The sequence below is a fragment of the Vibrio sp. SCSIO 43086 genome, assembly GCF_051132235.1.
Classification (GTDB): Bacteria; Pseudomonadota; Gammaproteobacteria; order Enterobacterales; family Vibrionaceae; genus Vibrio; species Vibrio diabolicus.
In genome coordinates this window covers 1,386,771-1,411,177 of record NZ_CP072677.1, presented here as the reverse complement: position 1 = coordinate 1,411,177, position 24,407 = coordinate 1,386,771, and the positions used below count along the sequence as shown (strand labels likewise).

Sequence of the window (24,407 nt, the reverse complement as noted above, 5' to 3'; positions counted from 1 at the left end):
GTTTTTGGTTGATTAGGCTGCTGGTTTTTTACCTAGGCAGAAAGAAGCAGGATGGCGAACAGTTACATCAGCGTCTTGGAATGCAACAACACGCAAGCGCCCTTTCGCACTATGAGTGTATGGGTCAATAGTCAGGTCTAGGCCTCCCCACAAACCAATCAGCATTTCGGACCAGACGCCAAACCAATAATCACCGTTGTTGATCTGGTTAGAAATGTGCGTGCCGTAGCCGTTTACAGTGTTACCCCCTTCCCAAATAGGTGAGCCGTTGGTATTAGCAAACTTTTGAGTTGTCTTACAGTGACCGCGGCCAGTAGCGTTCATCATGTAAAGCATGGAACCAACATCAGCATTGTCAGCAGTTATCTCTGTTTCCATGTTTACAATTTCTTGGAACGTCGGATTAACCGCAGTGAAATCTACACCGTTCACACCCGTGATGTTTGCAAGACCAAGCGGTTGATCACCACCAGTGCCGTACAAGGCAGCTTTATCAATAGTAAGAGCCAGAGCTTTAGCAATATCCGCACGAGCCAACATCTCAACATCTGGTGAAGACTGCATCAGCATCTTACGGGTCATTTCTACTAGCGCAGCACAAGTACGGTTTTGTAGGCCACGCTCACCAAAGGTGATTTCAGATAAGGTTGCATCTACATCTTCACCAAGCCAATAGCCCGTAGCGCCACCCTCTTGAGTCGGGATAGATAAATCACCGACTAGGCCTGTTAGCGTAGTTGCGTAGTTCATGACTGCTGATTTGTTATAGAGCATATCAATGAAGCTACCCGCCATATGGTCAGTAGCAATCAAGTTGCTACCGGAACCACTAGCACTTACTGGCGCAGCTGCACGAAGAACATCGTTAGGTACAATAATACCTTGTGCTTCACGCTTCATTTTATCGGCTGCGGCTTCAGAGGCTTCAAGCTCAAATGCAGCTGCTCGACGATACTTTTCATTCGTTGGCTGAGACAGGTAACGCAGAACGTTCAGGAATGAATACTGACGAATTTCATTGTCAGACAAGCCAATGTCTGGGCTGTCAGCAACCGTTGGTGTTGCGCTACGTGCTCCCGCTGGTTGACCGCCATTCTCAGACGCAGCATCAAGTAAGGCGCGTTGGTAATCGGCAGCTGTCTTCTTTTTGTCTCGAAGATAAGGGTTAGGATCAACACCACGACTTTCGTATTGCTCGAACAGGTCTAAAATATCACGCACACGGTTTTGCTCTGCTTCAATACCAGCTTGACGTTCTGTGTTGGACTCCTCAAGAACTTCAATAATCTCAACAATCACATCGTTCTCATCAACTTTTGCACGAACTAAGCGGCCACTGGCATCACGCAGGGTTTTAGTCTTCATATTGGATTCACTCCGGTTTTCAATTTCACGTTCATTTTCTGTTGCGCCAGTTGGGATGATGATCCCCATATCACGCAGGTGGTTTTGGTATTTGGTTGTATCTAAGCTGCGCCCAACACCAACGGAAGGGTCAGCGGGAACCGTGACAAAAGACAGCTCGAACGGCTCCCAATCTGTCACACGATAGGTGCGAACATCATCCGTATCACTTTCAAGAACCATCGCATGGACGATGTAACCAATAGAAACGTGCTTACGAATGCCATCTTTAACGTCCTGCCAAATTTCCTCAGCTCTTGGGCTAGTACCGAACCGAACAACCGCTCGGCCCTTATTCTTTTCGATTCGAGCTGATTCAATGACACCAACTAGATCGTCCCAGTCATGGTTAACCAAGGCAGAAGCGCCAGCATCAAAACGTGCCATGCGTACTGCACCAGATGAATGGTCGAGGACTTCATAGCCAAACCAACGCTCAACTGGATATTCGCTAGAGAAAGCCAGTTCAACCGTACGGTTTTCTTCATCCACTGACTCAACCGTGTAGTTTCGATACACAGGTTGACCTGTGACCTGACGAATCAGATCACTCGTCGTCAGTTTCGTCTTCTTCTTGCTCACTTTGATTTACTCCTACAGGTTGCCCGGTGGCTTTTATTCCCAAAATCTGGGCTATCATTTCATCTGGAATCCCTTCCGCTCTCATTGCCTTGATGTCCTCTGCATATCCCTTCCAGACATCTACAGGCTCACGACCAGATTCACGTATTGCTTCACCAGGGGACTTACGACCATTTTCTTGAGCTTCGGTAATGGCTTTCTCTTCTTTAAGAGGGTCAATCCATTCCCAACGGCGAGGTTGCCAATCTGCATCTAGGAATTTGCCTAAGCGGCTAGCTGGGATAGGATTGCCATTGGAGTTAATGACTTTTCCAGCAAGTAATGAATACTGAAGCCAACGTTCATAAACTCGATGGCAAACCGACTCTATGAACCATTCTTGTAACTCTTTCCAACCGTCACGTTCGTCAAGCTTGCCTTGTCGAATTGAACTAAGGTTGACACCTTCCAAATCATTGGCGTACGTGTTGTAAGCCATACCCTGACCTGTAGCCATTCCTCGCAACATATGCTTTGAGAACGTTGCCGTCTCTGTTGAAGGAAAATCCGGCGAGTAATCAACAGGAGTAAAGCCTGGAGGCAAAGTCACAACCGTATTTGGTTCTAACTCAATCTCTGGCTCTTCAAACTCTTCGGATTCATCCGGTTCATAAACATCAGCGTCTGCTTGAAGTACCAGTGTTTTACTAGCCCCCGCTCTGGCGTTTACAACAGAAGCTTCTTCAAACCCAGAAAGGTTACGCATTCGACTTAATGATGTGTGATTCCATGGAATACCACGGAATTGCTCAGGATGCTCTTGGTCATAAACGTGCAGCATGTCTTCAGCGGAAACACGTTCAAACTCTTTACCTCCATGGCGAAATGCTTCAGCCAAAACACCTGCTTTTGTTTCAACTAAGTAAGCAACCAGGCGTCCATAAGGGGTCATTTCGATGCCGTTTCGAATTACGTTTCCGTTTGCTAGTCGGCTTTCGTTGACCTGAATCGGTACTCTTAGAGGGTCTATGAGCTGAATAGCAAATCCCCAGGGACCAGCATGTGGGCCTTCAACGATTCGTATGAACGCTTCACCGCTCCCCACTACCGTATTGAGAATAACGCGCTTGGCTCTGCGCCAATCAAGACGCCCATCAACAGTACAGTTTTCGCGTCGTCCCCACTTTTTAAAAGCTTTCTCAACGGCAGCATTTCCGTTGGTATCCAATGAACCATCAGGTTCTTTGCCCCGAACTTGAAGAACAATACCTTTATGTCCGAGTACATTTTTACGAACTTCTCGGACAAACCCTCGGGCATAGTCATTGTTACTGATCTGTTCGCGTGACCGAGCGACTAAAACCGCGAGTTTTTGATCAATCATCTTGCCAATGGGCACAGGTGAAGAATCCCAAGTACTATTGTTTCTGTCTGGATCAGCTGCCGAGAATAGGCTTCGAGAAACAGGACTCAATTTGACATATGGCGTCTTGCGACGTTTCTTTTTGGCCTCTGGCTTAGCGTTGCGATTAAAAGGATTCCACATCAGCGCATCCTCACTTTATGTACTGTCAGAAGACCTCGGCCAGACTTCTTACGCTTCTCCTGATTCACCCTATTGAGAAATCGCTGCTCTAACTGCAGCAGTTCGCTCAACGGGGTCTTCTCCAGACTACGACCACCAAACGACAGCTTAAGCTGATCAGATGTAGCACGATTGGTTAACGTAGCCTGAATAGCTGCCAATGCTTTCTCTGCTTCGCTGCGAGGGTCATGTACATCCAATGCTGCCAAGTCTGGCAGTACAGTTAATCGGCTGGTAAGAGGCTGATGTACATCGGTGCCATCAGTTACACGCAACACAACGCTGTATTCTTCTGCGGGCCAGTTCGCTGTCTCGCTTGCTGGTATCGAGAATTGGAACGCATCACCCTCCGGTGTGCCGACAATGTCTGCCTTACCGGATGCGGAACGTAGATAGATAGTGGCTACCCAAGAACTAGCGGGGTAATCTGGATAAGAGAGTTTGAAGTTGACCGACAGACCTGAAGTGATCTTTGTCGGTATTACCATGATTTAGCAAAGTTTCCTTTTCGCCGTACTAAGCGGCGCTTGCGTTTTTTCAACTTAACAGGCTTACGCTCTTCCTCGTCTTCCTGCTCGTCTGCCTCATCGGCTACCGATTCAGGTTGAGTTTCTTCCTCATCATCAATCGGTTTTGGTTTCTTTCGGTCAAGTCGTAGCATTCTGGCCACCATATAGTTCATACCTTCACAGTCGAGAAAGTGGTTGTCTTTACTGACTCGATTCCACTCTCCTTTTTCATCATCAAACTCCTCAGCAACAATCTGCTTACAGTAATCTTCTGAGACATCGGAAGGCAGTAACCAATCACCAACGGTGCCGCGTTTCCAACGGACACGGTTATGTACCCACGCTTTCGCCAAGCTGGCATCAAAGTCCCATCGCTTGTCACCACGCTTTCTAACCTTGCCCTGCTTATCAACTTCAACGCGAGTGACACGAAAAGGTTTGGGGAGCTTCTGCCAACCCATTAACGCTCGTGCACGAGTTTTATGGCGACGAACCCAGGCATAAACCTCATCAGTTCTGTAGCCTGCATCGACACCGCACTGCTTGATTTTTAAGTTCCCCCATTCGTGCTCCATCAAGTCATCTAGTTCACTCCATACCTCCGGCTTATCGGTATCCCCCCATAGCTCGCCAAACTCAATCAGGCGTGAGGACATACCATCAACCCAACCGCGTACGATATAAACAAGACGGTTTTTCTGGACATCCACAGTACAAATTAGTGTGTGTACCCCATCAGGAACTTCACCTGATGAGAACGTCGAGCGTAGCTTGTAGACTTCTTCCCACTCAGGAGCATCACCAACAACAGCAAATATTTCTCCAAACCCTGTGTTATAAACAGAGAGTAATTGGTGTGGGTCACCGCTTCTCTGCGCTTGAAGGAGTTTTCTGGCTAGATAGCCATAACTCTTTTTACCGGAGAACGAGCAAAGACCACTCACCCAAATACTGAAGTGGTTGTTGTCTTCCAGTGGATGAAGCATGGAATGAAATGGGACGACGGTTGATTCACCGCCTTGTGTAATCAATACAGAGCTGTCGTCGTACTTCTTAGCGTATTGCCCAGGAGCAATAGCAATACCTTGAGCGTTCATTACTTTGCGGTGTTTGTCTTCAATCTGTCCCCCACAATGAGGGCAGACTAAACGGGCTTCACGCGATGCAGCTGCGGGAGAGCTTTCATTCTCTGTGCCTTTGCCTGGCCACCAAAGTAGATCACTTCGTGGTATGAAATACTCACCGCAATCTGGGTCAGGGCATGGGACAGCCCATTCATGTCGAGTTCCTTGTTCCCACTCCAACCAAATCGGGCTCGATACTTTGCCTTTTGGTGCAACTGCCCAATGAGTCATCCCTGTTTCAGGGTGTTCATAGGTACTTGCCTTACCATGCGTTGGCGTACTAGTTAACCCAAGCTTTGAGTCGATATAAGCATCACCACGCGCTTCTGCAATTTCCGCTAATGAGCCCTCACCTGTTGCATTGGTATCAGGACGGTCTAACTCATCAACTAGCGTGATAACCGCAGAATCCGATGCCAATTCAGTTGCCGAACCAGCCCATGCAAAACGCAAAGACACGCCCCCAATACGTTTTTTATGTTTGGGGCTTTTATCATCGTACTTTAACCACAGCGTTGAGCACTCTCGGAACATCTCCATTATTTTGGGCTCAACGACGTTGTTAATGTTCGACTCGGTCGGCCCCACATAGATGATCGGTGCAGGTTGGTCGTCAAGGCGCCATCCAATCACGTTTTGCATCGTGGCCGACTTTCCCATCTGCGTTCCCATAACAAAGGTGATTTTTGAATAAGCAGGGTCGGCAAACGCGACACAAACAGGAATCATGTATGGTGTTGAAGTCGTATCAAACGGACCAGGTATTGGCGAACCCGGAGGCATAATTCTATTCTCAGTTGCCCACTGCGCAGCATTCCTCAGCGGCTTCGCTCTGATCATCTCTGCTACGTTTTGCAAGATACTCAGCAACGAACGCACTGAGGTGGTCAGCGGTGGCAGTGCGTATACGTCGAGCTTCTCGGTCAATTGTGTTTTTGCATTTGGCGGGTTCATGTTCTGACGCTACCTCTAAAGCTGTTCGAGCCCCTATACCATCCAGCTCACTACCAAATAAGTTTCCAACCATGTAAAGGAACTGGGCTAACTCTCCCAAATCCATCACTGTTTCTTCGGCCTTTTGAGCTTCAATTTCAGCTTTGCGGCGTTTGGCAGCAGTGAGCAATAAGTCTTCTCCGTCTTTGGTGCCAACTTTTGGGCTACTGTGCTCTTTCTCGTACTGGCCAATTTGCTTTTTGATTTCGCGGTCGATAATCCACTGAATGGCTTTATCTGTTTCAATGATTAGAGGCTTACCTCGTCCACCACCGCCTTGGTGTGGCAAGCCCTCTTTGATGAGGTCGCCCACCCACTTCGGTGAGTAACCCATAATTCGAGCAAATTCATTTCGGTTTACTTCAGCCATAGCGACATTCTTCTAGCGTTACGCGTTATGGTTCACTCCCTTCTCGACCCACCCGATAGAAGGGAGTAAAAACCGGACATTAAAATGAGGCGGAATCGGCGAGTCTCGGCCCCGTGGGTTATTGAACCTCTGGGAAGGACCCGCAATCTTTCGCAGCCCTTGTGGGACAAGGCGTGAGTGGGATTTGACTTGAAATTAATTGAACAGCGTTTTTAAACCTAATTTTCACCGTGATTTTCAACCACTCAAAAAACGCTGAAATCAGGCGTTTTTGGGGTCAAAACCAGTAAAACTCCCTTCTACTCCTTTCTCGGTTTTTTAGTCATTTAGACGTCTAAACATCCAAATGAACACCTATCACCACAATTAACAGATTTTCTTAAGAGTTAAATCGGTCAGCGATGCTTGAAGCCTTATCGATTCTAAGCTCACACCAGATGATCATGTTTTAGGATCTTCCCGCGATCTTCCCATGGAAAAAAATAAAGCCCTGCAGATCTAACCAATTGTGATAAGTCTGCAAGGCCTTAAGTTTCAAGGCTTCCGTTGTCGTGTGTATGTAAGCTTGGTCTAGGTCTGACATCTTGTGATTAAGAATGCGTTCACGTACAAACTTATCGACACCTAAGTCAGTCAGCCTAGTGCCAACTAACTTACGACAATGGTGGCTAGTAAACTCACCCTCACTCCATTCCGCATAAGTACTGTTGGCCGTGTCCTTACAGATGGGTGCATCCCCTTTCGCATTGGGAAATATAAACTTTTGTCCTTCCTTTTGGGTAAGGCGATACTGTTGAAGTAGGTTTCTAATCTGCCAAGTCATCGGTAACATCAATGCTTCACCGTTCTTGGCATTACAGGCGGGGATTCGCCAGATATTCTCATCCCAATCGATATGGCTCCATCGAGCTAAGCGGGTTTCACGAATACGTGTCCCGTGCGCTAACTGCATTAACACAAACACCTGCTTCTGCACTGAGTGTGTCTTTAACCTATCAAGCAATTGGCTCACATCGTCAGACTGAATTTTCCCCTCATTAGGCGTGATTTTCTTGCTGATGAAGTCCGTAAACACCATCGCAGCCACTGGGTTGGAAGCTATGTGTTCTTCACGATATGCCTGGTTAAACGCTGCTTTTAAAATGGCAAAGTAGCCTTTAACTGTTCTAAGTTCATAGCGCTCACGCAGCGGCCAAACCAATAAGTCCTTGATATGGTGCTTCCGAATATTAGCAAGAGGCAACTCCCCAAGAGCTGGTAACAAGTGATTAAAGACCACCGACTTAACGGCACTTTTCCTCTCTGAAGAGATATCCTTGTTCGACTCAATATGCTGCACATACCAGCGCAAGCAATCACCAAAACAGGTCCAGTCTGTAACCACTTGGTCCGTATCCGTCGCCATCCTAGCAATCTTTTGGGGTAACAACTCAAACAGTGCCTTAGCGCTTAGACGAGGCCAAAGTCCAAGCCGCTCCCATTTTGGTTTTCCGTGTTTTCCGTTGTTCTTTCGTTTATCAATCAACCACCAAGTAGCACTCTCGCGAGACTTGTGAAAACGAAGCTCTAAAGCATATCTTTCATCCCTAAGCCTCGTGACAGTATCACTTTTCAAATAGCTTTTAATTTTCGTATCAGAGATACGCAACCGTACTGTAGTCATAGAGTTAAACCGCTAAATCTGTCTCTCCAGTGTCACGCCGCTTCTTCGCCTGTGGCTGACGTTTCCAGTAATGAAGGGGAGTTTCGCCCCTCAGCTTGTGCCTTATTGACTTTCTTCGTGCGCTCTCATGTTAAGGATTAAGCAACGGGTCAGGTTACTTCATGGTCATCGCTAACACAGAGAAACAGCGAGGCACCAACGCATGTCCGTGAAGACATTGGGAATAGGGTCACCACCGTAAGCACTGTTACTAAATGGCCGAAGCCTGGCAATGCTCGACGACATTGCAAATCGTTAACGTCTTTGCTCTTGGTGGTGAAAATGGGGTTACTGCTCTTTACCGAGATGCTTTTTCACAATATCAATCAAGCGATCGTCCGTGTCGGTCTTGGTGTTTTTGGCATGAGCATCAGCAATAGTGATAAGCAGCTCAGTCACCGATTCAGGGCTAAGTAGCTTTGCAGCCCAGTAGCCAAGCAAGCTTTTAAAGAAGGTAAACAAGAAAACTTTCATAGTATTAGCTCCAATAAAAAAGCGGCCGTTATAGGCCGCTTTTAATTCAGTATGTCTTTCGGGAATTTATCGATGAAGTCGGAGACCTCCCCCGCTCCTTTATGTGTGTTGTAATACGTCTTCCAATATCGTGCCAAGGCAGGAATATCACCAGGACTAGGTAAAGACTTAGGAACGCGCAAGTAGTGCACTCGGCACATCGCCACCGCATAAGCTAAGTTAGTAATCATCTCCTGTGCTGTACCTTCTTTTACGAGCAGACTTACCTTTTCTTTCAACTCAGCGCGATAAACCAAATAGTTTTGCCAAATATCGTCATGAGTGGCTGGTTCCATCTGCACGATACCCAGAGCCGGACCATTACCAATTTGTTTAAGATATTTAGCCCGGCTCTCAACAAAAATAGTGCCGACAACCAGCTGCTCAGCGGCTGCACTGTATAAACCAAGTTCTTTTAAAGTTGGCCTAACGACCAGCTCTGTCAGTTGCTTTGCATCCATCTTTTTGTTGCTCCTTTTTCAGCTTGCGCTGATCAAAAAACACGAAGATTTCAAAAGCTAGGCGACTAGCGATAAGAACCAAACCTGCTGTAGAAATCAAACGCTCCACTGACTGGCCGGAGTTGGCTACAACTTCCGCCGTCTCCTGAGCTTTTGCTAACACCTTCTCGTTGTATAGGCTGATACTGCCACCACCAACGTAGGTAATAATTCGCTCTTTCCACTCTTCAAAACGTGCTAACGCCATTTGAAACCCTCAGAAATGAAAAAAGCGCCCCGAAAGGCGCTCCAAATTAATTTTGTAGAGATATAAAAAAACCCCGCCGAGTTGGCGAGGTTTTGCATGCTGGAAAGAGTGCGCCATTTAGGGGTGAATGTCAACACTCACCCACTATATTTAGTGCCTTTCACTTTCCTTTTTAAATATCTAACTTTCTTCGGTTCAGGTTCAGACTTAGTTCTTAATTTTTGAATCATTCTTGACGAAAGAAACAAAAACGTCATTAGCTCAAGACACATTGCTAGGCCGTATAATAACGCCCACAAACTAATAAATTTAAGTGCCTCACTTGATGGGAGTACTTTATTGACAGCTGCGATAATCATAACCGATATGAAAACCATAAGAGGATATCCCATATCTACTGGTACAATTTCCGGTCCTAGATTTTTATTGCCTCTTTCTTTAGCACTTTTCAGAAACAGTAAGAAATCTGTCGGCATAATAAACATCAATGCATAAATACCAATCCCGAAACCTAATATGCTAGGGAAAGACCCTAGAATTGTATCCGAAGGCTCCCACTCCCACTCACTAATAGGGCTATCGGATATCACAACGAGAAACCATGCAAAAAATACAACATAAACAATATTCTTAAAGATTCTGCGCCACCACAACCTAAGAGGCGCAAAATTTGAGTGGGACTTGTAAGAACCTCTGTATGCGTATGCATTAGCAATAGAAAATATCTCCCCAGCAAAAGGGAGTTTGTTAATAAAGCTAAATACTTTCTTAGATTCTAATATGCCCATGTTATTTTCTGCTCTACTCGCTGGCTTCGTTAGGCTTTAGACAAGCTTTATTGCTGCGTTCAGCCAATTCAGAAAGCTTCGTCTTCTTAATCGCATCTTTAATTAATGCGCCAATTGCCAGTGAACGATCCAGAACTCCTTCTGGCTTTCCTTTCAAAGGCAACCTCACAGGGTAATCTTCCATGTGGTATTTTTGTGGCTGACCATCTTCATCAGTATACGTGGATTCTGAATTACCATACTGTGTTGCCAGAGCCATTTGTACTTTGGCAGTGTGAGGTAAATCACTCATCAAGCCATCTTTAAAACTACGGAAGCTAGTTACCCACTTAGCTACATTCTTATCTTTTAGTTCTTTTTCAACTTCTTCAGCATCTTCTCTTAGATCCTCTTCTAGTAGATCCCTAAAATCGCCTGAGTTTGAAAAGGTGATATGCCCGTTATAGCTCTTATACCCTTTTTTCTTGAGTTCTAAAAACTCCTTCAATGAATCTGCCGAAGTTAGTTCTTCAATCTCTAAACTGTGTTCTTTAAAGAGCAGCGTTGCATGAGAACCCAACATATCATTAAGGGCATCAATCAACGGCGTACGAGTAGGTAAACCACGAGCATGCTGAATAGCTAATGTATGAGTAATAGGATCAAACACGAATTCCAACTGGAATCGCTTGTTACTTGTATTGCCTTTAGATTTGTACTCTAGAGCACCACTGTTCGTATCAACCAAAGTGTCGATATCATCAAACTTCAAAAAATAGCCGTGAACGATTTTATTGGGCTTTTTGGGATCGTCACTAGCGTATTCTTTTTCCGTAACCGAAAATGGAGCAAAGTACATATCGCCACGCATTCTTACCGCTATTGATGATAGCTTGAACTCACCAGCTCGAACGCTTTTAATTTGGTTTGATAAAGCGTTAAACAATCTACAGTATCCATCCTGGCCGACTTCATCAGTTGACTTCGTGTCCAGAGGCAAAAGCTGGATGTTATAAAACTTAAAAATTGCCATAAATATCCTTGGGTTAAAAACATCAAACGAAGTTGAAGATATCAAATATGGTACATATGGCAATTCTATTTGTTTAATATGTGCGTACCCTTGAACTTTATGACACAACTGTATATTTGTACATAGTTTGAGTAGAGTTATTAGAGCTAAGCCCCCCTTCCCGTTATTAGAGCTAAGCCCCCCTTCCCTTAGATAAGGTATCGCGGTGTTGCGCTTTGTAGTCAAACCCTCGAGAACGGGATGGTACTAACGTTTTACAACCGAGAAAGTACAACAAAATGATCCGAGCACATGCGCGCAAGCGAAATCGACAACTTTGGTGTTCGAGAATGGTTGTCTTCTGACGCAGCTAATGGATTGCTATTTCCTAGCAGAAGGCTTATCTAGAGTAGAGATTAACTAGGTGTTTTTACTGAGATTTTCATACAAATATGGTAAAATAAATGTAGAAATAAATCCATAAAATAGATTGTCGGAGATCAACCACATGAAGAAAAACATCAAAATTAAAACGAACAGCTTTCGCTTGTCATTCACTTTGAAAGTTAGCTTTAACTTATTGAATAATAAAGAATTTTTACTGAAAAAACATCGAATGGGCGGTAGACATGCTAAGGTAATTCGCCCTAAGAAAAGAAAGGCCTTTACCTTAGCATGTCTACCAGCTTACGTCAAGTAAGCGGCATCGAACAGATACTTACGCTAGATAGTCTCCGCTCTTAATCTCAGCTTTATAATACCTCACGCCAATTCAATCCTGAACTAACATTGCGAATCCGTCTTGAGGCATTTGTTATGTCTCTTAATGCTACAAAAAAGCCCACGTAAAAACGTGGACTTGTTATCATCATATTATAATTAAGCTTCTGCTAACTCAGAATCAAGTCGTGCAAAATCTGCGAAACTACTCTTCAGGTCTGTCCGCAAGGATTCTATTTCGGATCTCTTCAACGCTTGGGGCTTTCTTGAGGTGTCCTGCTTCACCTTGTGTGAGTTTGTCCACACCAAAGCCAACTTCGCTTTTCCACCATTCATCAAGTTCGTCTCCGTGCTTGTTCTGTATAGCTTTGAGCATTGCTTCTTTTAAATTAAGTGAAGCAGCTCCATCGTGTCCCGTCAAGGCAACCGCCAATATAACGTGACCACCTTTATTCTCAACATAACCTCTGAGTGAAGCTAAAGTGCCACCCATCGATAAAGTGTCATCTAAAATAACATAGTTACGACCTTGCTGTACATCCCCATCAAAAAAAGGATACTGAGACAAACGGTAGAATGCGCCTTTATCCGTTCTCTGTGGTTTATTTGCTTGAACTATATCATCACAAAACTCTAGCCCGAGATTTACTGCCAAGTAATAAGCCAACGCTGCTGGGATTTTATTGGTACCGAACTCTTCAATGGCATGAACAGGAAGAATTAGAGCCTTACTATCCTGAACAATAGCTCGCAATTGTTCAACTTTCTCTTTAGGTACAATATCTTTCACAAGTTGCAATGCTGCGTAATTGCTGCCATTTTTCTTTGCATCATCGTATCTTTCATGATTCTTAGCCGAACCAATAGGGCAAAAAATGAAAACCGGAGGAAAGTCAGCCCATGGAACTCTAGTTTCTTCTTTTTTTAATCGCTCTCGATATTCTGCGAGAGACACAACTTTACTAGGCATTCACACTACTACAAAAACCAATTTGATTGCATTCTACTAAAAACCACATTTGTTGCATACACCAGATACATAGAGCTTATTTAGTTAGCTAAATCATTTCCTCCTAATGTGTTGCAACCTTTCCGATAGCACTTCAACTGATAATCAATAGGTTAATAAAAACCTGCCAGCACTCATCACATCATGCTCCAAACACTGACAGGCCTACCCAACTAAGCCCCCCTCTCCTTCTCTATCCTCTCCATTAGCGCCAACATCGCAGCATTGCGCTTAGCGGCTAGCCAATCTGCTAGGCCATCGAGGACGGGATGGTATTGGCGCTTGAATACCGAGAAGGTACAAACAAAACTACCAGAACACATTGCGGCGAAGCGGCTTTCTAGGTCCCACGCTACTCGGCCATCGTTGCAATGCATGCATTTTCGATAGTGACGGTTTGGAGCTCGGTACTTACCGCTTCCACCACAGCAAGAGCAAATTCGGCCTTGCGGTGTGATCGCTTCTTCCACAGCTGCGCGCACAATGGCTGCGAATGCGGCTTCGCTTTTCTGGCCGCGCCAGTCATCGGTCAGCGTATACAATTCCGCGAGTACCGCCTTTTCCAGTGCTCTTCTCGATTGCGCGTTATCCAGTAACTCCACAAACAACACCAGAAAACCGACCGGAGATTCCTTCCAGGTTATCCCCACCATGCCGAGTTGGTCTTCCAAAGAAAATAAGCCTTTGCCGCCCTTTTGCGGTTCGTAATTTATGCCTTTTAAATCGAACTTAGCCAATAACGTTTCTGGTCGCATTTATGCTACCTCCTTATTGTTCCTCACTTGCTTGCGAAAACTCTCCCACGTAAAGCTCACCCACTCACAGCTCTCTAACAAGCGCTCCATCACACGAGCACCAAGAACCTGAGTCAGATCATCAGATTTCAGATTGGTCAGAATGCCGGTTGGCTTTTCGTTGGTGTAGCGTGAGTCGATGATGGTGTTAATCATGATCGCCTCGTGGTCATTCATTCGCTGCACCCCAACCTCATCCAACACCAACAAATCGACCTGAGCTAGATACTTCAGAAACTGAGCTTCTGTAACGTTCGATTGGCGGTTGTACTTATCGCGAATTTTCATCATCAACTCAGCGACCGTAATCACCAACACTGTACGATTGCGCGTCATCAACGAGTTCGCCATTGCACAAGCCAGATGGTTTTTACCCGTTCCTGTCGATCCAGAAAATACAAAGTTTTTCTCATCACCTTCCAAGAACTCAGAAACCCAACGGCGAGAAACACTAAACGCCTGACGTTGGCCTTGGTTCTCCGTCACGTAATTGGCAAATCGACACTTCAAGTGCTTCTTGCCTACTCCACTGCGACCAAGTAAATCCTGAACTTTGCTCTGCTGGTAGTTCTGATACACCGCATGGCTTTGCTTCTCGACTTCCTGCTGAGCAAGTTGAGCCATCTGCTCTGGAGTGTACGGCACAACGTTCGCAGGCATCGCTTGCTGCAGTTTTTGGAAAAAGCTGTTCATTGGTCACCTCCGTTTTGGCGGTCTTTGAACCACTGAGGTGGTCCGTAATCATCAGGGTTGGTTTGGTCTGAAAACTGCTCCACCGGAATCAGCTTCGAGTTTGGCGAGGACGATTTAAGGCTAAACAACCCTTGCCACTCGTTGTCGATGGATTGCTCAATGATTTGGCGCTGCATGCTCACCACGTTCTGGGAGAGCTTGAGCAAGTCGAGCATTTTGGTGCGCTCGCCCCGCTCAGTTTTGAAAGGCTTTTTGATTCGCTTACGGAATGCCAGGTAGTCAGCCCAAGCATCGTGATCGAGCATCGCTGGAATTTGTTCCTCAGGAACCAAGCTACCCGTGATGGGAGACTTTTTGTTTACTTTTTCTGTAGTAGTCTCTGGTAATCTCTGTGTAGTCTCTGTTTTAGTTTGGCTGATTGGTACAGCACTGCTTGGCGCATTTGTAAGTTTTAGTTTGGCGCATTCCGCCAAACCAGTTTGCTCCATTTGTGCAATCAAGTTTGGCTCATTAATGCGGTAGAAAACTCGGCAAGGAACACCTTGCTTTTTCTCTTCCAAAATACCTAACTGACGCAGCTTTTTACGTGCGGTATCAAGCTCTCTTCGAGTCATGCCCGTTTCGTCTTGCCACTCTTCCTGAGTTTTGTAAAACCACCCTGAAGCGTTCGTTCTTCGGCTCCAGTAAATGCTCTGGCTAAGCATTAATGCGCCTGTGATACCAATACCCATCTTCACAAACGATCGATGAAAAGCGATGGGTCTATCCAAATACTCAATCACACCGCCGTCCCCGCTTTCATGGATTCAAAGATTTCCATCGCTTTAGTCCGTGATACGACGAAACGACAAACACCGTTATTGGCCACCCATATATAGCAGCCGTGATAGTTCTGTAAGCTAAGGCTCATTGCACAAAGTTCTCCTAGTTAGATGCGTGTTATGTGGTGGTCAGCCACGACGCGTTTAAATCAGGCGGCTTTCTTGGCCATCAACGATTCAAGGTATTCCAGAAGCGGCGCGTGAGATGCCTTCGCCTCCTGCACTTCTCGGTACGCATCGCGCAGCTGGTCAATATTCGCGTTCTCCCCTAAAGAGATCACCGCACGGAATGCTTCAGATGTCTCTTTGTTGTGGTTATGCAAGAGCAAATCTCGGCTTAAGTTTGCATCACTCGCACCAATGCAAGTAACAGAGAACCCAAGCGGGTTAAGAAATTGGTTAAGCATGTCGCTCGCGCGTTTGGCAGGCATCGCCTTAAGTACCGCAGGTAACAAATCCATCATCGTGGCTTTGGCTTCTACGCTTGTGCGCTCGACGTAACGGAAAAAGTTTTGAGCATTGTTCTTATCATCAGCGCCCGGTACTTTAAGTAGCTCTTTACGCTGCGCATCAACCTCGTGCTCAAGATCGAGTTTGTGATATAAGCTCGCGACACGGTGAGCAATACACTCTTTACTCAGTTCCGTGCGCCAACTTTCTATCGCGTTACGCATAACGCTTTTAAAACTATTGTTCATGGTTTTTCCTTACTGGTTGTTTGTACAGAATTTCCTAAATCATCTTGCGATGTAAAAAGTGCTATAAACTTAAAAATAATCTGGTCTTAAACGGCTCTTGCTCACCTGACCATTCGTTAGTTCATGGATTTCTTTCGCTAGTTTTGCTCCTGCTTTTCGGTAGCCATACAAAACCTGACGCAAGTAGTCTTCATTTGTACCTAGTTGGTTAGCTAGAGTTTCACGTTGATTCGCGTCGAGTTGACGCCAGTAATTTGCGTACATAAAAGTACCTCCCGAGTACATAATACACAATAATTATGAACTCTCAAGGTCATGTACTTATTTCGTACATGTGATAGGTTGTCCAGAAATTGTGGTAATATAGTGACGCTATGAAAACTGCCGAAGAGATCAGAAGAGAAAATGCGCGAGAACTTGCCAGTCAACTGGGAAGCTACGCTGCGTTTGCAGATAAGATAGATCGCTCATCGACACAAGTTAGCCGATTTATGGGAAAAGGCGCGACAACTGAAATTGGTCCGCGAATGGCTCGACACATTGAACAGTGCTTTAATAAGCCTGAGGGCTGGCTAGACGTAGACCATAATCCGAAAAGCGAATCACAATCTCAAAAAGAAGCGACAGAAAACATAGCGAAGCAACTGGGTGATAACTCAGAGTTTATTGACACAAGCAAGTTAAAAGCAGTTCCGATCCTCACTGAAGTACAAGCTGGCGAGTGGGCTCGTATCATTATTGATGCGGATACCGAGTTCGAATGGCAAACAATATCAGTGAATACGTCCGCAGATGCGTTCGCAATGAGGGTTACTGGAAATTCAATGACAAACCCTTATGGATCTCCCAGCATCCCTGATGGTTCCATCGTAATAGTAGAGCCTTGCAATTGTCCCGATAATGGCAAGATAGTCGTTGCAACTTTAAACGATGCGCCGCAAGCCACTATAAAGAAACTTGAAATTGACGGACCTAATAAATTTCTTGTACCTCTAAATCCTAAATACGACCCAATTCCAATCAACGGTAACTGCCGTATCGTTGGATACGTCAAACAAGTAATAATGGATTTATGACAAGCATATAGTCGTCTAAAGAACTTCCCATACAAATAATTCTAATTGAACCGCCTCATAGCAGGCGGTTTTTTTGTACTCAAAAACAAAAATAACTTTACAAGTACATTTTATCCAAATAAAGTAAATGTACTTTCTAAGTACATTTACTTTATTTATGTACTTTAAGTTTACCAGCCGACCTGACCAATCGGTTTCCCGAGAACTTTGTGCAATGAGAGCTTAATGATGAAAACAATGACGTTAGACCAAACCCATCAACTGCTGAACAACCTGCAACTACTCAATGTATGCAGCCATCAGTTTGAAGAAGTGACAGCTGAGCTAAGTAAGGATGATCCGCTCCGTATCGCTGCGACTTCCATCTTTGAAGGAGCCGAAGACTTTAAAGGGCTAGAGATTCACGTAAACGAAGAAGATTTTGAAAAGGCGCAAGAGCTATTCAGCCAGCTGGTTAGCCTGCAAGCCGCAGTGGAAGCGAGAACGCTACCCCACTAGAAAGAGAAAACCCCTATCGGTGACCAAACCAACAGGGGCGTTCTTTGTGCAATGAGACTTACGCCTCGCAATCAGTATATATCCGGCTGACCACCAATATCAAGGATTTAGGCTGATTGCGGGTATTCACCCCACAACCAATAGGACATGTGCAATGAGTATTTTAACTTACCGCAACAGCCAAGAGGCATTTATAGGTAAACACATAACTTCTCTGTTAGAGCAAGACGGCCATGAAGAACTCGACATTAAACGAGCCGTTGAGCGCGGAATCGATCACTATCGTAATACCGCTGGATTTGCCAAAGGTAAAGTGTTCGATGAATGCCTAGCCAGAGCTAAACAGATGCTCTCTCCTAAGAAGCCAAAACGCACTAGAAAGAGCAAAATAAAATGACACCTGAAGAGCGCAAACGTAAACAAAACGCCAAGCGCGCTCAAAAGTATAGAGATAAGCGCAAAGCCAACAATAACCAAGATTTGCGCGTATCTCTGAACCCTCAGGAACAGGCGAAGCTAGAGAAAATCTGTCAGTTCTTCGCCTACCCTGCTGAGCCGTACACCAAGGAAGAAGCGCTTCAGTCACTTATCCATCGTGTTTATAACGAAATTACAGTGATTAAAGCGCAATTGGGGAAATGCACTAAGTGCAGAGAACAGCTGCCCGAAGGGTGCGCAAAGTTAAGCGAAGGCGGTTTATTTAAAGGTGACGCGACTTGCTGGCACACCGCTAATCGAGTTCGTATTTATCAACCATCGGAGAAAGACAATGAAAGCAGACCAAGTGGCCGTTAAGGCCAAGGAAGAATTTGACGACATGGTAGATGAAACCGCGCTGAGTGACTACGCGGTAAACGAAGTCGACCTTGGAGAGATTGAAATCAACGGCAAGAAAATGACTGTCTATTTAGGCATTCGCCAGAACTAAAGCATTAAACCAACACAACCGATTGACCACGGTTTACGACTAACAAGATACAGGAGCTTTGTGCAATGACTTACTCTAACCTGAATACATCACCTATGAGCTTTACCTACTCTGCCCCTGCTTTCGTAGTTGAATCTGCGAAAGAAGCAGACAAGCCTGTATATGACGTAGAGCGTTACCCAGAATCTTCCAACAAGATCATGTGTCATCAAGAGGTGTTAGATTTCTTCAATAAGAAGAGAACCACCATCATTGCTTGGCGCAAGAACCGAAATTTTCCAGAGCCAATTAGCAAATCACCGCTGCGTTGGATTCGCGCAGCAGTGATGGAATGGGTGGAGCATGAAGGTGGGTTTAAGTCTGGGGTTTAGGAGGCTAAATACAGCTACTTCAGAACACTGGCGCAGCAACTCATTATTTAACCTACTGTGCCATAAACGCGAGCCGGAATTGCCAAGCGTTAAGGGGGATTCTTAAATGCTTTGTTATGTGCGACCAACTCCAGCCACTTTACTTATAAATTTGTTAAGCTCTGAATGAACAGTTCGATAGTTTTCCAGCATTATTTGATAGGCTTCTTCATGTTCTAGACCTTCTTCATTCACCTGCTTAGTAGTCAACTTATCTTGCTGTTGAAGCTTAGTAACTGCTTTTAGGAGTGGCTTTGGTAGTAAGGGTTTATGCACATTAAGCATATAAGATAAATTATCCTTAAGCCTCGAATACACCTGCTGGTTTGAACTAGGCACTACTTCCTCAAGATACTGCATAACCGACGTTTTTTCGTAAATTATTGCAGCTTGGGTCTCTTCTATTACTTCACTTAGGGCTCTGGAAAGTTCCAATAAGGCATCTTTATTTATCTCCCAAATACGATCTAACTCTTGCTTTCTGACTGATTCAAAGTGGATTGCAGCAGCAACAACTGTTGCACTAGCAATAACAATATTTACCGCTAAAGATAAATCCAAATCATAATTAAGATCTAAGGCTACGTACCAAATGGTAAATGTAAAGCCGGCAAGACCCCCTAGTACAAACTTCAACATCGAAATTAATTCCCTCCGAAGCACATATCAACGCACTGTTAAGGTTTGATTTGTGACAACCAGACATATTCAACTGTACAAAGAGAACTACCTGCACCTGTAGCGTAAGTTGTTATCCCTTTAAGTACACCGCCATTGTCAGATAGCCTTAAAATGAAAGTGCCTCTATCTGTCATATATTTCGAGTTAGACTCGTATGTACCAGTCAAAACCAAATTTTTGAAGCTTCCAGAGAACTTATAGTTTGAGCCTTTGTCCTGCCCTTCTACTGTTTTTATAGTTCCAGAGATGCTGTTACCACGTTGTACAACAAAAATTTCTTCTTTGTGTGTAGACTCAGCACCAACTAACTCTGAAAACCACAAACCATCAATCCTGACGCCTTTATATAACAAATCTTCTATTCTCGGCTTAAGTATTGATAACCAAATGGCGCGAAAAAACCAAATTAAAACACCGGTAACCAAACCTGCTACAATACCTGAAGCAACATTATTCAAATCGAACACTTAACTCCCTCTAAATTTCTAACCGCGTTAAGGGGCTACAAACGCCTCACACAAAATCAAATTACCACCGTAAACACATAAAACCAATTTGAACTAAAACCACCATGCGTTTGCAGTCCCTGTAAGCCTTGAATGTGTAACAGTGCTCTAACCTAAGTTATACTCTTAGTGTTCTTCGATTTTTTTAAACTCAAACTGAACTTTAGAGATCTCATGGATTTGACAATCTAAAACCTCTGCCGCATCTAGATCAAAAAGAACGATATTATGCCCATCAGCTAATGAGCTTTTGTATGCAATACCATCATAGCCCTTAGACTTAACAAATTCTGATATGATTTGTGTTACTGCATAATCTGATGTGGAGTCTGAGTTTCTGACCGGTTTAGAAAATGCGTTATCAATATCTGACCAAACTGCTTTTATTTTCTCTTCCTCGCTAGGCTCATTAAAGTAAAAATGAAAATTGGTATTACTAGTTCCGTGTTCAACGGAAAAATCTAATATTTTTAAGTCTTTTGTTGTTTTAAACACCCCTAATGACACTATAGCACCGAGCCAAGGCCTTATTTCTGACATAGCTGTTTCTTTATTTGTAGCCACGTAAAGGCAAGGGATACCTTTAGAGTTTGCTCGTCCTTCCGAAGCGCTATCCTTTAGGGGTTTCATTCTTGAATGAGGAAAAGGGCTAGGAAAATCGTCAACATGCACTTGTTCGTCAGTTTCTGGATCATATTGATACATTGGTCTCCATGTGTGCCCATTTTGAGCACGCCATACAGTAGAGCCTTTGGCTATCGATAATTCCCTGTCTTTGCAAGTATCAATAATTGCATCGAGAAAACGTTGAGATTCTTCGTCAAGAATATATCTCTGCTTACGATTAACCGCCCAACTAAATGTAAAGAAACTTCTCCAAGAATCAAAACTCATCGTATATCCTTTAGTTACACATAACGTCGCATGGAGGTGTGAACAACGTGACCGCCTAACCTAAACCAAGGCGCTGTAGACACGAAACCCAACCTTGAACTAAAGAAACCAAGTGTTGGGAATCACTCTTAAATACTAGTTATGGGGCTGGTTTTAGGTGATCTAAGTGTGGTGAACAAAGATCTAAAAAAATGCTCTTCCAACCTTCGGGCAGGTCATTAAATTCATCACCCCAATTAAGTACAACGTGCTGATAAGCTTTAAATGGCTTTTCATTGGATGGCGCGTCATAGCCTAAAAGATCTTCAATACACTCTTCGATCATAATCCTACGGTCAGCTCCAGTTTGAGCGAGAATAGGAGCATTCATTGCCTCTGCTCTTTCAGTTCCAGCATCGCGGTCGTGCATAAAGATATAGTTCAAATCTAGTGCATTTAGATATTTAGCTATCGAAATCAAAACCGCTTTGCCACGAGCCCTCAAAAACTCACAGTTCCCGATTACGCGAGCTTTGTCATCAGGGCTCAAACGCTTTATTGTTTCTTTAACTACGACTTCTTCTGTATCCCCTTCAACAAAAATACACTTGTTGGTAAAGAATATTCTAGAAATATAGTCATCAACCTTTAGAAGCATCTTCAGGTTTTGTTTTTCGTTTTGTTGGAGCTCTAAGAATGCACCTTCAAGGTTGAACGATGTAGTACCCGTAAACCCATCTTCCCTATGAGCAAACTTAGTTAAGCTGATGCTCTTATCTGTGCCAAGGTTGACCATATATGGTGAATGAGTAGTCGCAACAATTTGGCAACTTGGACCTGCAAGTTCATATAATGCATCCCTAAGTTGATTTGCAGCCGAAGGGTGCAAATAAATTTCAGGTTCTTCAAAACAGAAAATTGTGCTTCGAGGATTATCTGCATTTTTATTTACAAATTCCTGAACAAAGCGTAGCAATTGAAATGCTGTTGCTCTAATCATACCGTGCCCTTGGTATGAAACTTCAGTTTTTACATTACTTTCCAACTCAACTGAAAATTGCGGCTTAATCGTTTTTTCAGGTTTATCTAATGCAGCGGAAACGTGGACTGAAGAGTCTGGGAATAGGTTGTGAACCATGCCGTTGAGCTCTTGAATAAGCTTACCAAAGTCTGTGTCCACATCACTTGGGTTTAACTCTGAGGCTAACTCATTTAGAAAACGCTGAGCTTGCTCATAGTTTTCCGAGTTAGAACGTACCTGTTCAAATAAATCACCTAAAAGCGAATGTAGAGCACCACTGCTTGAGGTTAATTCAGATACACATGATTCAGCTGGCACAACAACTATTCGGGGTAATTTGGACAATACATTACCAGGTATACCGCCCGGATTTTCTACCCATTGTGGGTCTTGATCTTCCTGTACTTCCCAATATTCGGTTAAGTCTTCGAGTTTCTCTTTGACTGCTTTGATAGTGAGTTTTTTCGTAAAGTTTCCCTCACCGAAAAACTCTTTAAGAAACTCTTCAGTGAAGGTTTCACTTACCAACTCTGAAACTTGAGTTGCCCCTAAAAATTGATCTTTGGGAGCTTTAGGGTGTTCGAGCATATAAACTTTTGGTTTTGACTGCGTTATAGACCAAACCTTTTTGTAAACTATGCTATTGCTTGTCTCGTCTGGTAAAGGGCTCTCTACCCTGATGATTCGACCTTTAAAGCCTACCCACTCTTTAGCCTCTTCTGGTAAATTGTGATACTCAGCAACCATTTCTATTTCGTCAGAGTAGTCATAAAGGTCATCTTCTTCATTGTATGTCTTCGAATAATCTTCTCTTAGCGCGTTTTTTGCGCTATGTAGGAGCTGAATTGCCGAGAAAACACTTGATTTCCCCGCATTATTTGCACCAATTAGAAAGGTTGAGTCCCTAAACCCAATCGTACAGCCCTTGAGTTTTCGAAAATTGTCGATTTTTATCTCGTGTAATCTCACCTAGCCACCTATTTATAACCTAGTATTGAAATTAAGCCCCATAACGAATGTTATGCGGCATAAAAACAGTTTCTACCATTATCATGCCGCCTTTCATTAGCTGCTTCAAAGCACAATGAGTGAGTTAGTGATCTATGAGACTAATTGAGCAGCAATAAGCATACTAGCTCACAACTACTTTTTCATGTTCCAGCTCTTTTTGCACTTGAACAAACAATGCTTCGGCAAACTTTTCGTATGCTTCTTTTTGGTCTGATAGCCAGTCATGCTTGTTGTAGATCGCCATTACGCCGACCAGCTCATGCCCGAGCATTTTCTCAGTTACGTGCGGCATGGTGCCAAGTTCTGAACATGTCGTAGAAATACTGCGTCTAAAATCGTGGGTTCGCCAGTGAGGTAGGTTCAGGTTATCGCGTAACCTTCTTATGTAGCGATTTGCTGCGGATATGCAGATGGGCTTATGGAGGGATGCGCCAGGGAAAAGGTATTCATCATAGATGTTCATTAACCTTTCCAGCATCGGCTTGATGTGCTTGGGGATGGGTCTGCGAATGGTGTTACCCATTTTGCTGAGTTCTGGTGGTACCGTCCAAATGTCGTTGACCATATCGAAGTGTTCGCGCTTGGCCAGGCGAAGCTCTGACAATCGGTTACCCCATAACATTGTTATTAAGTGCAGGTTCTTGGTCGATGTTCCTGCTTTGCTGCGTTCAATCGCGATCCAAACTTTGGCAAGTTCAGGAAGTGATAGAACTCGGTCACCGGCACTTGGTGACTCACCGACATCTTGTTGGCGTATTTTTTCAAAGTGCGTCCCATCAATAAGGAACTTGGATTTACAGAAGTTAAGACAGGCGCGCATTTTAGAAAATGCAGAGTTTGCCGTCTTTGGATTCTTCTTGGCGATGTCGTCGAACCAACGCATCCATTCTCGTGCAGTGATCTTCTCTACGTCGACATCAGGAAAGGCATTGTAAAAGTAGTTGTTCGCAACCGAGCGGTAAAGTACCTGCGTCCCCTCTTTTTGAGTCGAGACTTTGTGCTCAAACCAGTAGTCGAGACAGTCCTTCAGGGTAACAAAATCCGTCTCACCAGTAAGGGCTATCTCTGGGTTTCTTCCCTCTTCTTTAAGTTCAAGCATCCTTTTATGGATTTGCCTTGCATTCTTGAGGGTGGTTATCGGATACTTGCCTATACGAATGCGTTTGTTTTTACCATTAAACCTGCAACGGTATTGGAACGTGATGTTTGCTTTGGGTGATATCTTCGCTATTAGTCCTTCGCCGTCATTCAGTTCTGCCGGGCCGCTATATTCGCTTAGTTTTGCAATAGCTTTTAGCTGCTTGTCTGTAATGCTCAAGTTGTCTACCTTAAATTAGGACGCAGCACTTACAAAATTTGGACACATATTTAGACGCAAGTGCAAATGTAAAACGCGTAAAAACAATTAAAACCTAACGAA

29 protein-coding genes are annotated in these 24,407 nt (G+C 44.2%); 7 read left to right on the top strand and 22 right to left on the bottom strand.

The features are described 5' to 3' along the window. Window positions 1-12 precede the first annotated feature (12 nt). The 11 genes from J8Z23_RS06515 to J8Z23_RS06465 all read right to left on the bottom strand — a co-directional run bounded on the left by J8Z23_RS06515 (window position 13) and on the right by J8Z23_RS06465 (window position 11,269). Window positions 13-1,986 carry a phage major capsid protein gene (locus J8Z23_RS06515; protein WP_029822212.1) on the bottom strand — a complete coding sequence of 658 codons (1,974 nt, stop codon included), beginning with the start codon at window positions 1,984-1,986 and terminating at the stop codon, window positions 13-15. Beyond that, window positions 1,952-3,511: a phage portal protein gene (locus J8Z23_RS06510; protein ID WP_029822213.1), complete on the bottom strand. Its 1,560-nt coding sequence runs from the start codon at window positions 3,509-3,511 to the stop codon at window positions 1,952-1,954. The genes J8Z23_RS06515 and J8Z23_RS06510 overlap by 35 nt, the downstream gene beginning before the upstream one ends. Continuing rightward, window positions 3,511-4,038 (bottom strand): hypothetical protein, encoded by a 528-nt coding sequence (locus J8Z23_RS06505; protein WP_025632833.1) that lies wholly within the window; start codon window positions 4,036-4,038, stop codon window positions 3,511-3,513. Before J8Z23_RS06505 ends, J8Z23_RS06510 begins: the two co-directional genes overlap by 1 nt. Then, on the bottom strand, window positions 4,032-5,966 hold the full coding sequence (locus J8Z23_RS06500; protein WP_080264605.1) for a terminase gpA endonuclease subunit: 1,935 nt from the start codon (window positions 5,964-5,966) through the stop codon (window positions 4,032-4,034). Before J8Z23_RS06500 ends, J8Z23_RS06505 begins: the two co-directional genes overlap by 7 nt. Before the next feature lie 10 nt (window positions 5,967-5,976). Beyond that, entirely contained in the window at window positions 5,977-6,546 is a 570-nt protein-coding gene (locus J8Z23_RS06495) for a terminase small subunit (protein ID WP_025632836.1), read from the bottom strand. A 448-nt stretch (window positions 6,547-6,994) separates the two neighbouring features. Next, the gene (locus tag J8Z23_RS06490; protein ID WP_372051547.1) at window positions 6,995-7,951 is read right to left on the bottom strand and encodes a tyrosine-type recombinase/integrase; all 957 of its coding nucleotides are present in this window, start codon (window positions 7,949-7,951) and stop codon (window positions 6,995-6,997) included. Between the two features lie 585 nt (window positions 7,952-8,536). Then, complete coding sequence (locus J8Z23_RS06485) at window positions 8,537-8,722, bottom strand: hypothetical protein (protein WP_025766795.1); 186 nt, start codon at window positions 8,720-8,722, stop codon at window positions 8,537-8,539. Between the two features lie 41 nt (window positions 8,723-8,763). Continuing rightward, the gene (locus tag J8Z23_RS06480; protein WP_140350764.1) at window positions 8,764-9,222 is read right to left on the bottom strand and encodes a hypothetical protein; all 459 of its coding nucleotides are present in this window, start codon (window positions 9,220-9,222) and stop codon (window positions 8,764-8,766) included. Then, the gene (locus tag J8Z23_RS06475; RefSeq protein ID WP_140350763.1) at window positions 9,188-9,469 is read right to left on the bottom strand and encodes a hypothetical protein; all 282 of its coding nucleotides are present in this window, start codon (window positions 9,467-9,469) and stop codon (window positions 9,188-9,190) included. Before J8Z23_RS06475 ends, J8Z23_RS06480 begins: the two co-directional genes overlap by 35 nt. 137 nt (window positions 9,470-9,606) lie before the next feature. Continuing rightward, window positions 9,607-10,257 carry a hypothetical protein gene (locus J8Z23_RS06470; protein ID WP_257977034.1) on the bottom strand — a complete coding sequence of 217 codons (651 nt, stop codon included), beginning with the start codon at window positions 10,255-10,257 and terminating at the stop codon, window positions 9,607-9,609. 13 nt (window positions 10,258-10,270) lie between these two features. Continuing rightward, on the bottom strand, window positions 10,271-11,269 hold the full coding sequence (locus J8Z23_RS06465) for a DUF4747 family protein (RefSeq protein ID WP_140367369.1): 999 nt from the start codon (window positions 11,267-11,269) through the stop codon (window positions 10,271-10,273). A 487-nt stretch (window positions 11,270-11,756) separates the two neighbouring features. Here J8Z23_RS06465 and J8Z23_RS06460 point away from each other — a divergent pair, with 487 nt between their 5' ends. Next, complete coding sequence (locus J8Z23_RS06460) at window positions 11,757-11,948, top strand: hypothetical protein (RefSeq protein WP_434635226.1); 192 nt, start codon at window positions 11,757-11,759, stop codon at window positions 11,946-11,948. A 225-nt stretch (window positions 11,949-12,173) separates the two neighbouring features. On the opposite strand, the gene J8Z23_RS06455 is transcribed toward J8Z23_RS06460, so the two are convergent. The 6 genes from J8Z23_RS06455 to J8Z23_RS06430 all read right to left on the bottom strand — a co-directional run bounded on the left by J8Z23_RS06455 (window position 12,174) and on the right by J8Z23_RS06430 (window position 16,247). Beyond that, complete coding sequence (locus J8Z23_RS06455) at window positions 12,174-12,938, bottom strand: phosphoribosyltransferase (RefSeq protein WP_140350919.1); 765 nt, start codon at window positions 12,936-12,938, stop codon at window positions 12,174-12,176. 212 nt (window positions 12,939-13,150) lie between these two features. Continuing rightward, on the bottom strand, window positions 13,151-13,732 hold the full coding sequence (locus J8Z23_RS06450; protein WP_104971574.1) for a hypothetical protein: 582 nt from the start codon (window positions 13,730-13,732) through the stop codon (window positions 13,151-13,153). Next, the gene (locus J8Z23_RS06445) at window positions 13,733-14,464 is read right to left on the bottom strand and encodes an ATP-binding protein (RefSeq protein ID WP_140350918.1); all 732 of its coding nucleotides are present in this window, start codon (window positions 14,462-14,464) and stop codon (window positions 13,733-13,735) included. It abuts the gene before it with no gap. Continuing rightward, window positions 14,461-15,246 carry a hypothetical protein gene (locus J8Z23_RS06440; RefSeq protein WP_257974305.1) on the bottom strand — a complete coding sequence of 262 codons (786 nt, stop codon included), beginning with the start codon at window positions 15,244-15,246 and terminating at the stop codon, window positions 14,461-14,463. Before J8Z23_RS06440 ends, J8Z23_RS06445 begins: the two co-directional genes overlap by 4 nt. Before the next feature lie 188 nt (window positions 15,247-15,434). After that, window positions 15,435-15,983, bottom strand: a complete 549-nt coding sequence (locus J8Z23_RS06435; RefSeq protein ID WP_025632637.1) for a toxin YdaT family protein — start codon at window positions 15,981-15,983, stop codon at window positions 15,435-15,437. Window positions 15,984-16,052: 69 nt separating this feature from the next. Further along, window positions 16,053-16,247, bottom strand: coding sequence for a YdaS family helix-turn-helix protein (locus J8Z23_RS06430; RefSeq protein WP_029823469.1), 195 nt, complete (start codon window positions 16,245-16,247; stop codon window positions 16,053-16,055). Window positions 16,248-16,357: 110 nt separating this feature from the next. On the opposite strand from J8Z23_RS06430, the gene J8Z23_RS06425 reads away from it, so the two are divergent. The 6 genes from J8Z23_RS06425 to J8Z23_RS06400 all read left to right on the top strand — a co-directional run bounded on the left by J8Z23_RS06425 (window position 16,358) and on the right by J8Z23_RS06400 (window position 18,856). After that, on the top strand, window positions 16,358-17,059 hold the full coding sequence (locus tag J8Z23_RS06425) for a LexA family protein (protein ID WP_029823468.1): 702 nt from the start codon (window positions 16,358-16,360) through the stop codon (window positions 17,057-17,059). Between the two features lie 225 nt (window positions 17,060-17,284). Beyond that, entirely contained in the window at window positions 17,285-17,557 is a 273-nt protein-coding gene (locus J8Z23_RS06420) for a hypothetical protein (RefSeq protein ID WP_025766807.1), read from the top strand. A 154-nt stretch (window positions 17,558-17,711) separates the two neighbouring features. Beyond that, a complete protein-coding gene (locus J8Z23_RS06415) occupies window positions 17,712-17,954 on the top strand; it encodes a hypothetical protein (RefSeq protein WP_025632642.1) in 243 nt (80 codons plus the stop codon). Continuing rightward, window positions 17,951-18,352, top strand: a complete 402-nt coding sequence (locus tag J8Z23_RS06410; RefSeq protein WP_193273648.1) for a hypothetical protein — start codon at window positions 17,951-17,953, stop codon at window positions 18,350-18,352. Before J8Z23_RS06415 ends, J8Z23_RS06410 begins: the two co-directional genes overlap by 4 nt. Further along, the gene (locus J8Z23_RS06405; protein WP_020333055.1) at window positions 18,327-18,485 is read left to right on the top strand and encodes a hypothetical protein; all 159 of its coding nucleotides are present in this window, start codon (window positions 18,327-18,329) and stop codon (window positions 18,483-18,485) included. Before J8Z23_RS06410 ends, J8Z23_RS06405 begins: the two co-directional genes overlap by 26 nt. 65 nt (window positions 18,486-18,550) lie before the next feature. Next, entirely contained in the window at window positions 18,551-18,856 is a 306-nt protein-coding gene (locus J8Z23_RS06400) for a helix-turn-helix transcriptional regulator (RefSeq protein WP_193273647.1), read from the top strand. 114 nt (window positions 18,857-18,970) lie between these two features. Here the strand turns inward: J8Z23_RS06400 and J8Z23_RS06395 are convergent, their stop codons facing one another. The 5 genes from J8Z23_RS06395 to J8Z23_RS06375 form a co-directional block, all read right to left on the bottom strand. Continuing rightward, window positions 18,971-19,534, bottom strand: coding sequence for a hypothetical protein (locus J8Z23_RS06395; RefSeq protein WP_193273646.1), 564 nt, complete (start codon window positions 19,532-19,534; stop codon window positions 18,971-18,973). Window positions 19,535-19,572: 38 nt separating this feature from the next. Further along, window positions 19,573-20,043 carry a hypothetical protein gene (locus J8Z23_RS06390; RefSeq protein WP_193273645.1) on the bottom strand — a complete coding sequence of 157 codons (471 nt, stop codon included), beginning with the start codon at window positions 20,041-20,043 and terminating at the stop codon, window positions 19,573-19,575. Between the two features lie 165 nt (window positions 20,044-20,208). Then, complete coding sequence (locus J8Z23_RS06385) at window positions 20,209-20,976, bottom strand: RES family NAD+ phosphorylase (protein ID WP_193273644.1); 768 nt, start codon at window positions 20,974-20,976, stop codon at window positions 20,209-20,211. Between the two features lie 139 nt (window positions 20,977-21,115). After that, window positions 21,116-22,945, bottom strand: a complete 1,830-nt coding sequence (locus J8Z23_RS06380; RefSeq protein ID WP_193273643.1) for an ATP-dependent nuclease — start codon at window positions 22,943-22,945, stop codon at window positions 21,116-21,118. Window positions 22,946-23,108: 163 nt separating this feature from the next. Continuing rightward, a complete protein-coding gene (locus tag J8Z23_RS06375; protein ID WP_193273642.1) occupies window positions 23,109-24,305 on the bottom strand; it encodes a tyrosine-type recombinase/integrase in 1,197 nt (398 codons plus the stop codon). Between the last annotated feature and the right edge of the window lie 102 nt (window positions 24,306-24,407).

Excerpts from the sequence above, each read along its gene's own strand:
- J8Z23_RS06420 (WP_025766807.1), top strand. The coding sequence starts at position 17,285 with ATGATGAAAACAATGACGTTAGACCAAACCCATCAACTGCTGAACAAC.
- J8Z23_RS06385 (WP_193273644.1), bottom strand. The coding sequence starts at position 20,976 with ATGAGTTTTGATTCTTGGAGAAGTTTCTTTACATTTAGTTGGGCGGTT.
- J8Z23_RS06470 (WP_257977034.1), bottom strand. The coding sequence starts at position 10,257 with ATGGGCATATTAGAATCTAAGAAAGTATTTAGCTTTATTAACAAACTC.
- J8Z23_RS06510 (WP_029822213.1), bottom strand. The coding sequence starts at position 3,511 with ATGTGGAATCCTTTTAATCGCAACGCTAAGCCAGAGGCCAAAAAGAAA.
- J8Z23_RS06505 (WP_025632833.1), bottom strand. The coding sequence starts at position 4,038 with ATGGTAATACCGACAAAGATCACTTCAGGTCTGTCGGTCAACTTCAAA.
- J8Z23_RS06405 (WP_020333055.1), top strand. The coding sequence starts at position 18,327 with ATGAAAGCAGACCAAGTGGCCGTTAAGGCCAAGGAAGAATTTGACGAC.
- J8Z23_RS06490 (WP_372051547.1), bottom strand. The coding sequence starts at position 7,951 with ATGGCGACGGATACGGACCAAGTGGTTACAGACTGGACCTGTTTTGGT.
- J8Z23_RS06435 (WP_025632637.1), bottom strand. The coding sequence starts at position 15,983 with ATGAACAATAGTTTTAAAAGCGTTATGCGTAACGCGATAGAAAGTTGG.
- J8Z23_RS06450 (WP_104971574.1), bottom strand. The coding sequence starts at position 13,732 with ATGCGACCAGAAACGTTATTGGCTAAGTTCGATTTAAAAGGCATAAAT.
- J8Z23_RS06465 (WP_140367369.1), bottom strand. The coding sequence starts at position 11,269 with ATGGCAATTTTTAAGTTTTATAACATCCAGCTTTTGCCTCTGGACACG.
- J8Z23_RS06400 (WP_193273647.1), top strand. The coding sequence starts at position 18,551 with ATGACTTACTCTAACCTGAATACATCACCTATGAGCTTTACCTACTCT.
- J8Z23_RS06455 (WP_140350919.1), bottom strand. The coding sequence starts at position 12,938 with ATGCCTAGTAAAGTTGTGTCTCTCGCAGAATATCGAGAGCGATTAAAA.
- J8Z23_RS06495 (WP_025632836.1), bottom strand. The coding sequence starts at position 6,546 with ATGGCTGAAGTAAACCGAAATGAATTTGCTCGAATTATGGGTTACTCA.
- J8Z23_RS06425 (WP_029823468.1), top strand. The coding sequence starts at position 16,358 with ATGAAAACTGCCGAAGAGATCAGAAGAGAAAATGCGCGAGAACTTGCC.
- J8Z23_RS06410 (WP_193273648.1), top strand. The coding sequence starts at position 17,951 with ATGACACCTGAAGAGCGCAAACGTAAACAAAACGCCAAGCGCGCTCAA.
- J8Z23_RS06485 (WP_025766795.1), bottom strand. The coding sequence starts at position 8,722 with ATGAAAGTTTTCTTGTTTACCTTCTTTAAAAGCTTGCTTGGCTACTGG.
- J8Z23_RS06480 (WP_140350764.1), bottom strand. The coding sequence starts at position 9,222 with ATGGATGCAAAGCAACTGACAGAGCTGGTCGTTAGGCCAACTTTAAAA.
- J8Z23_RS06395 (WP_193273646.1), bottom strand. The coding sequence starts at position 19,534 with ATGTTGAAGTTTGTACTAGGGGGTCTTGCCGGCTTTACATTTACCATT.
- J8Z23_RS06430 (WP_029823469.1), bottom strand. The coding sequence starts at position 16,247 with ATGTACGCAAATTACTGGCGTCAACTCGACGCGAATCAACGTGAAACT.
- J8Z23_RS06475 (WP_140350763.1), bottom strand. The coding sequence starts at position 9,469 with ATGGCGTTAGCACGTTTTGAAGAGTGGAAAGAGCGAATTATTACCTAC.
- J8Z23_RS06500 (WP_080264605.1), bottom strand. The coding sequence starts at position 5,966 with ATGCCTCCGGGTTCGCCAATACCTGGTCCGTTTGATACGACTTCAACA.
- J8Z23_RS06445 (WP_140350918.1), bottom strand. The coding sequence starts at position 14,464 with ATGAACAGCTTTTTCCAAAAACTGCAGCAAGCGATGCCTGCGAACGTT.
- J8Z23_RS06460 (WP_434635226.1), top strand. The coding sequence starts at position 11,757 with ATGAAGAAAAACATCAAAATTAAAACGAACAGCTTTCGCTTGTCATTC.
- J8Z23_RS06415 (WP_025632642.1), top strand. The coding sequence starts at position 17,712 with ATGAGTATTTTAACTTACCGCAACAGCCAAGAGGCATTTATAGGTAAA.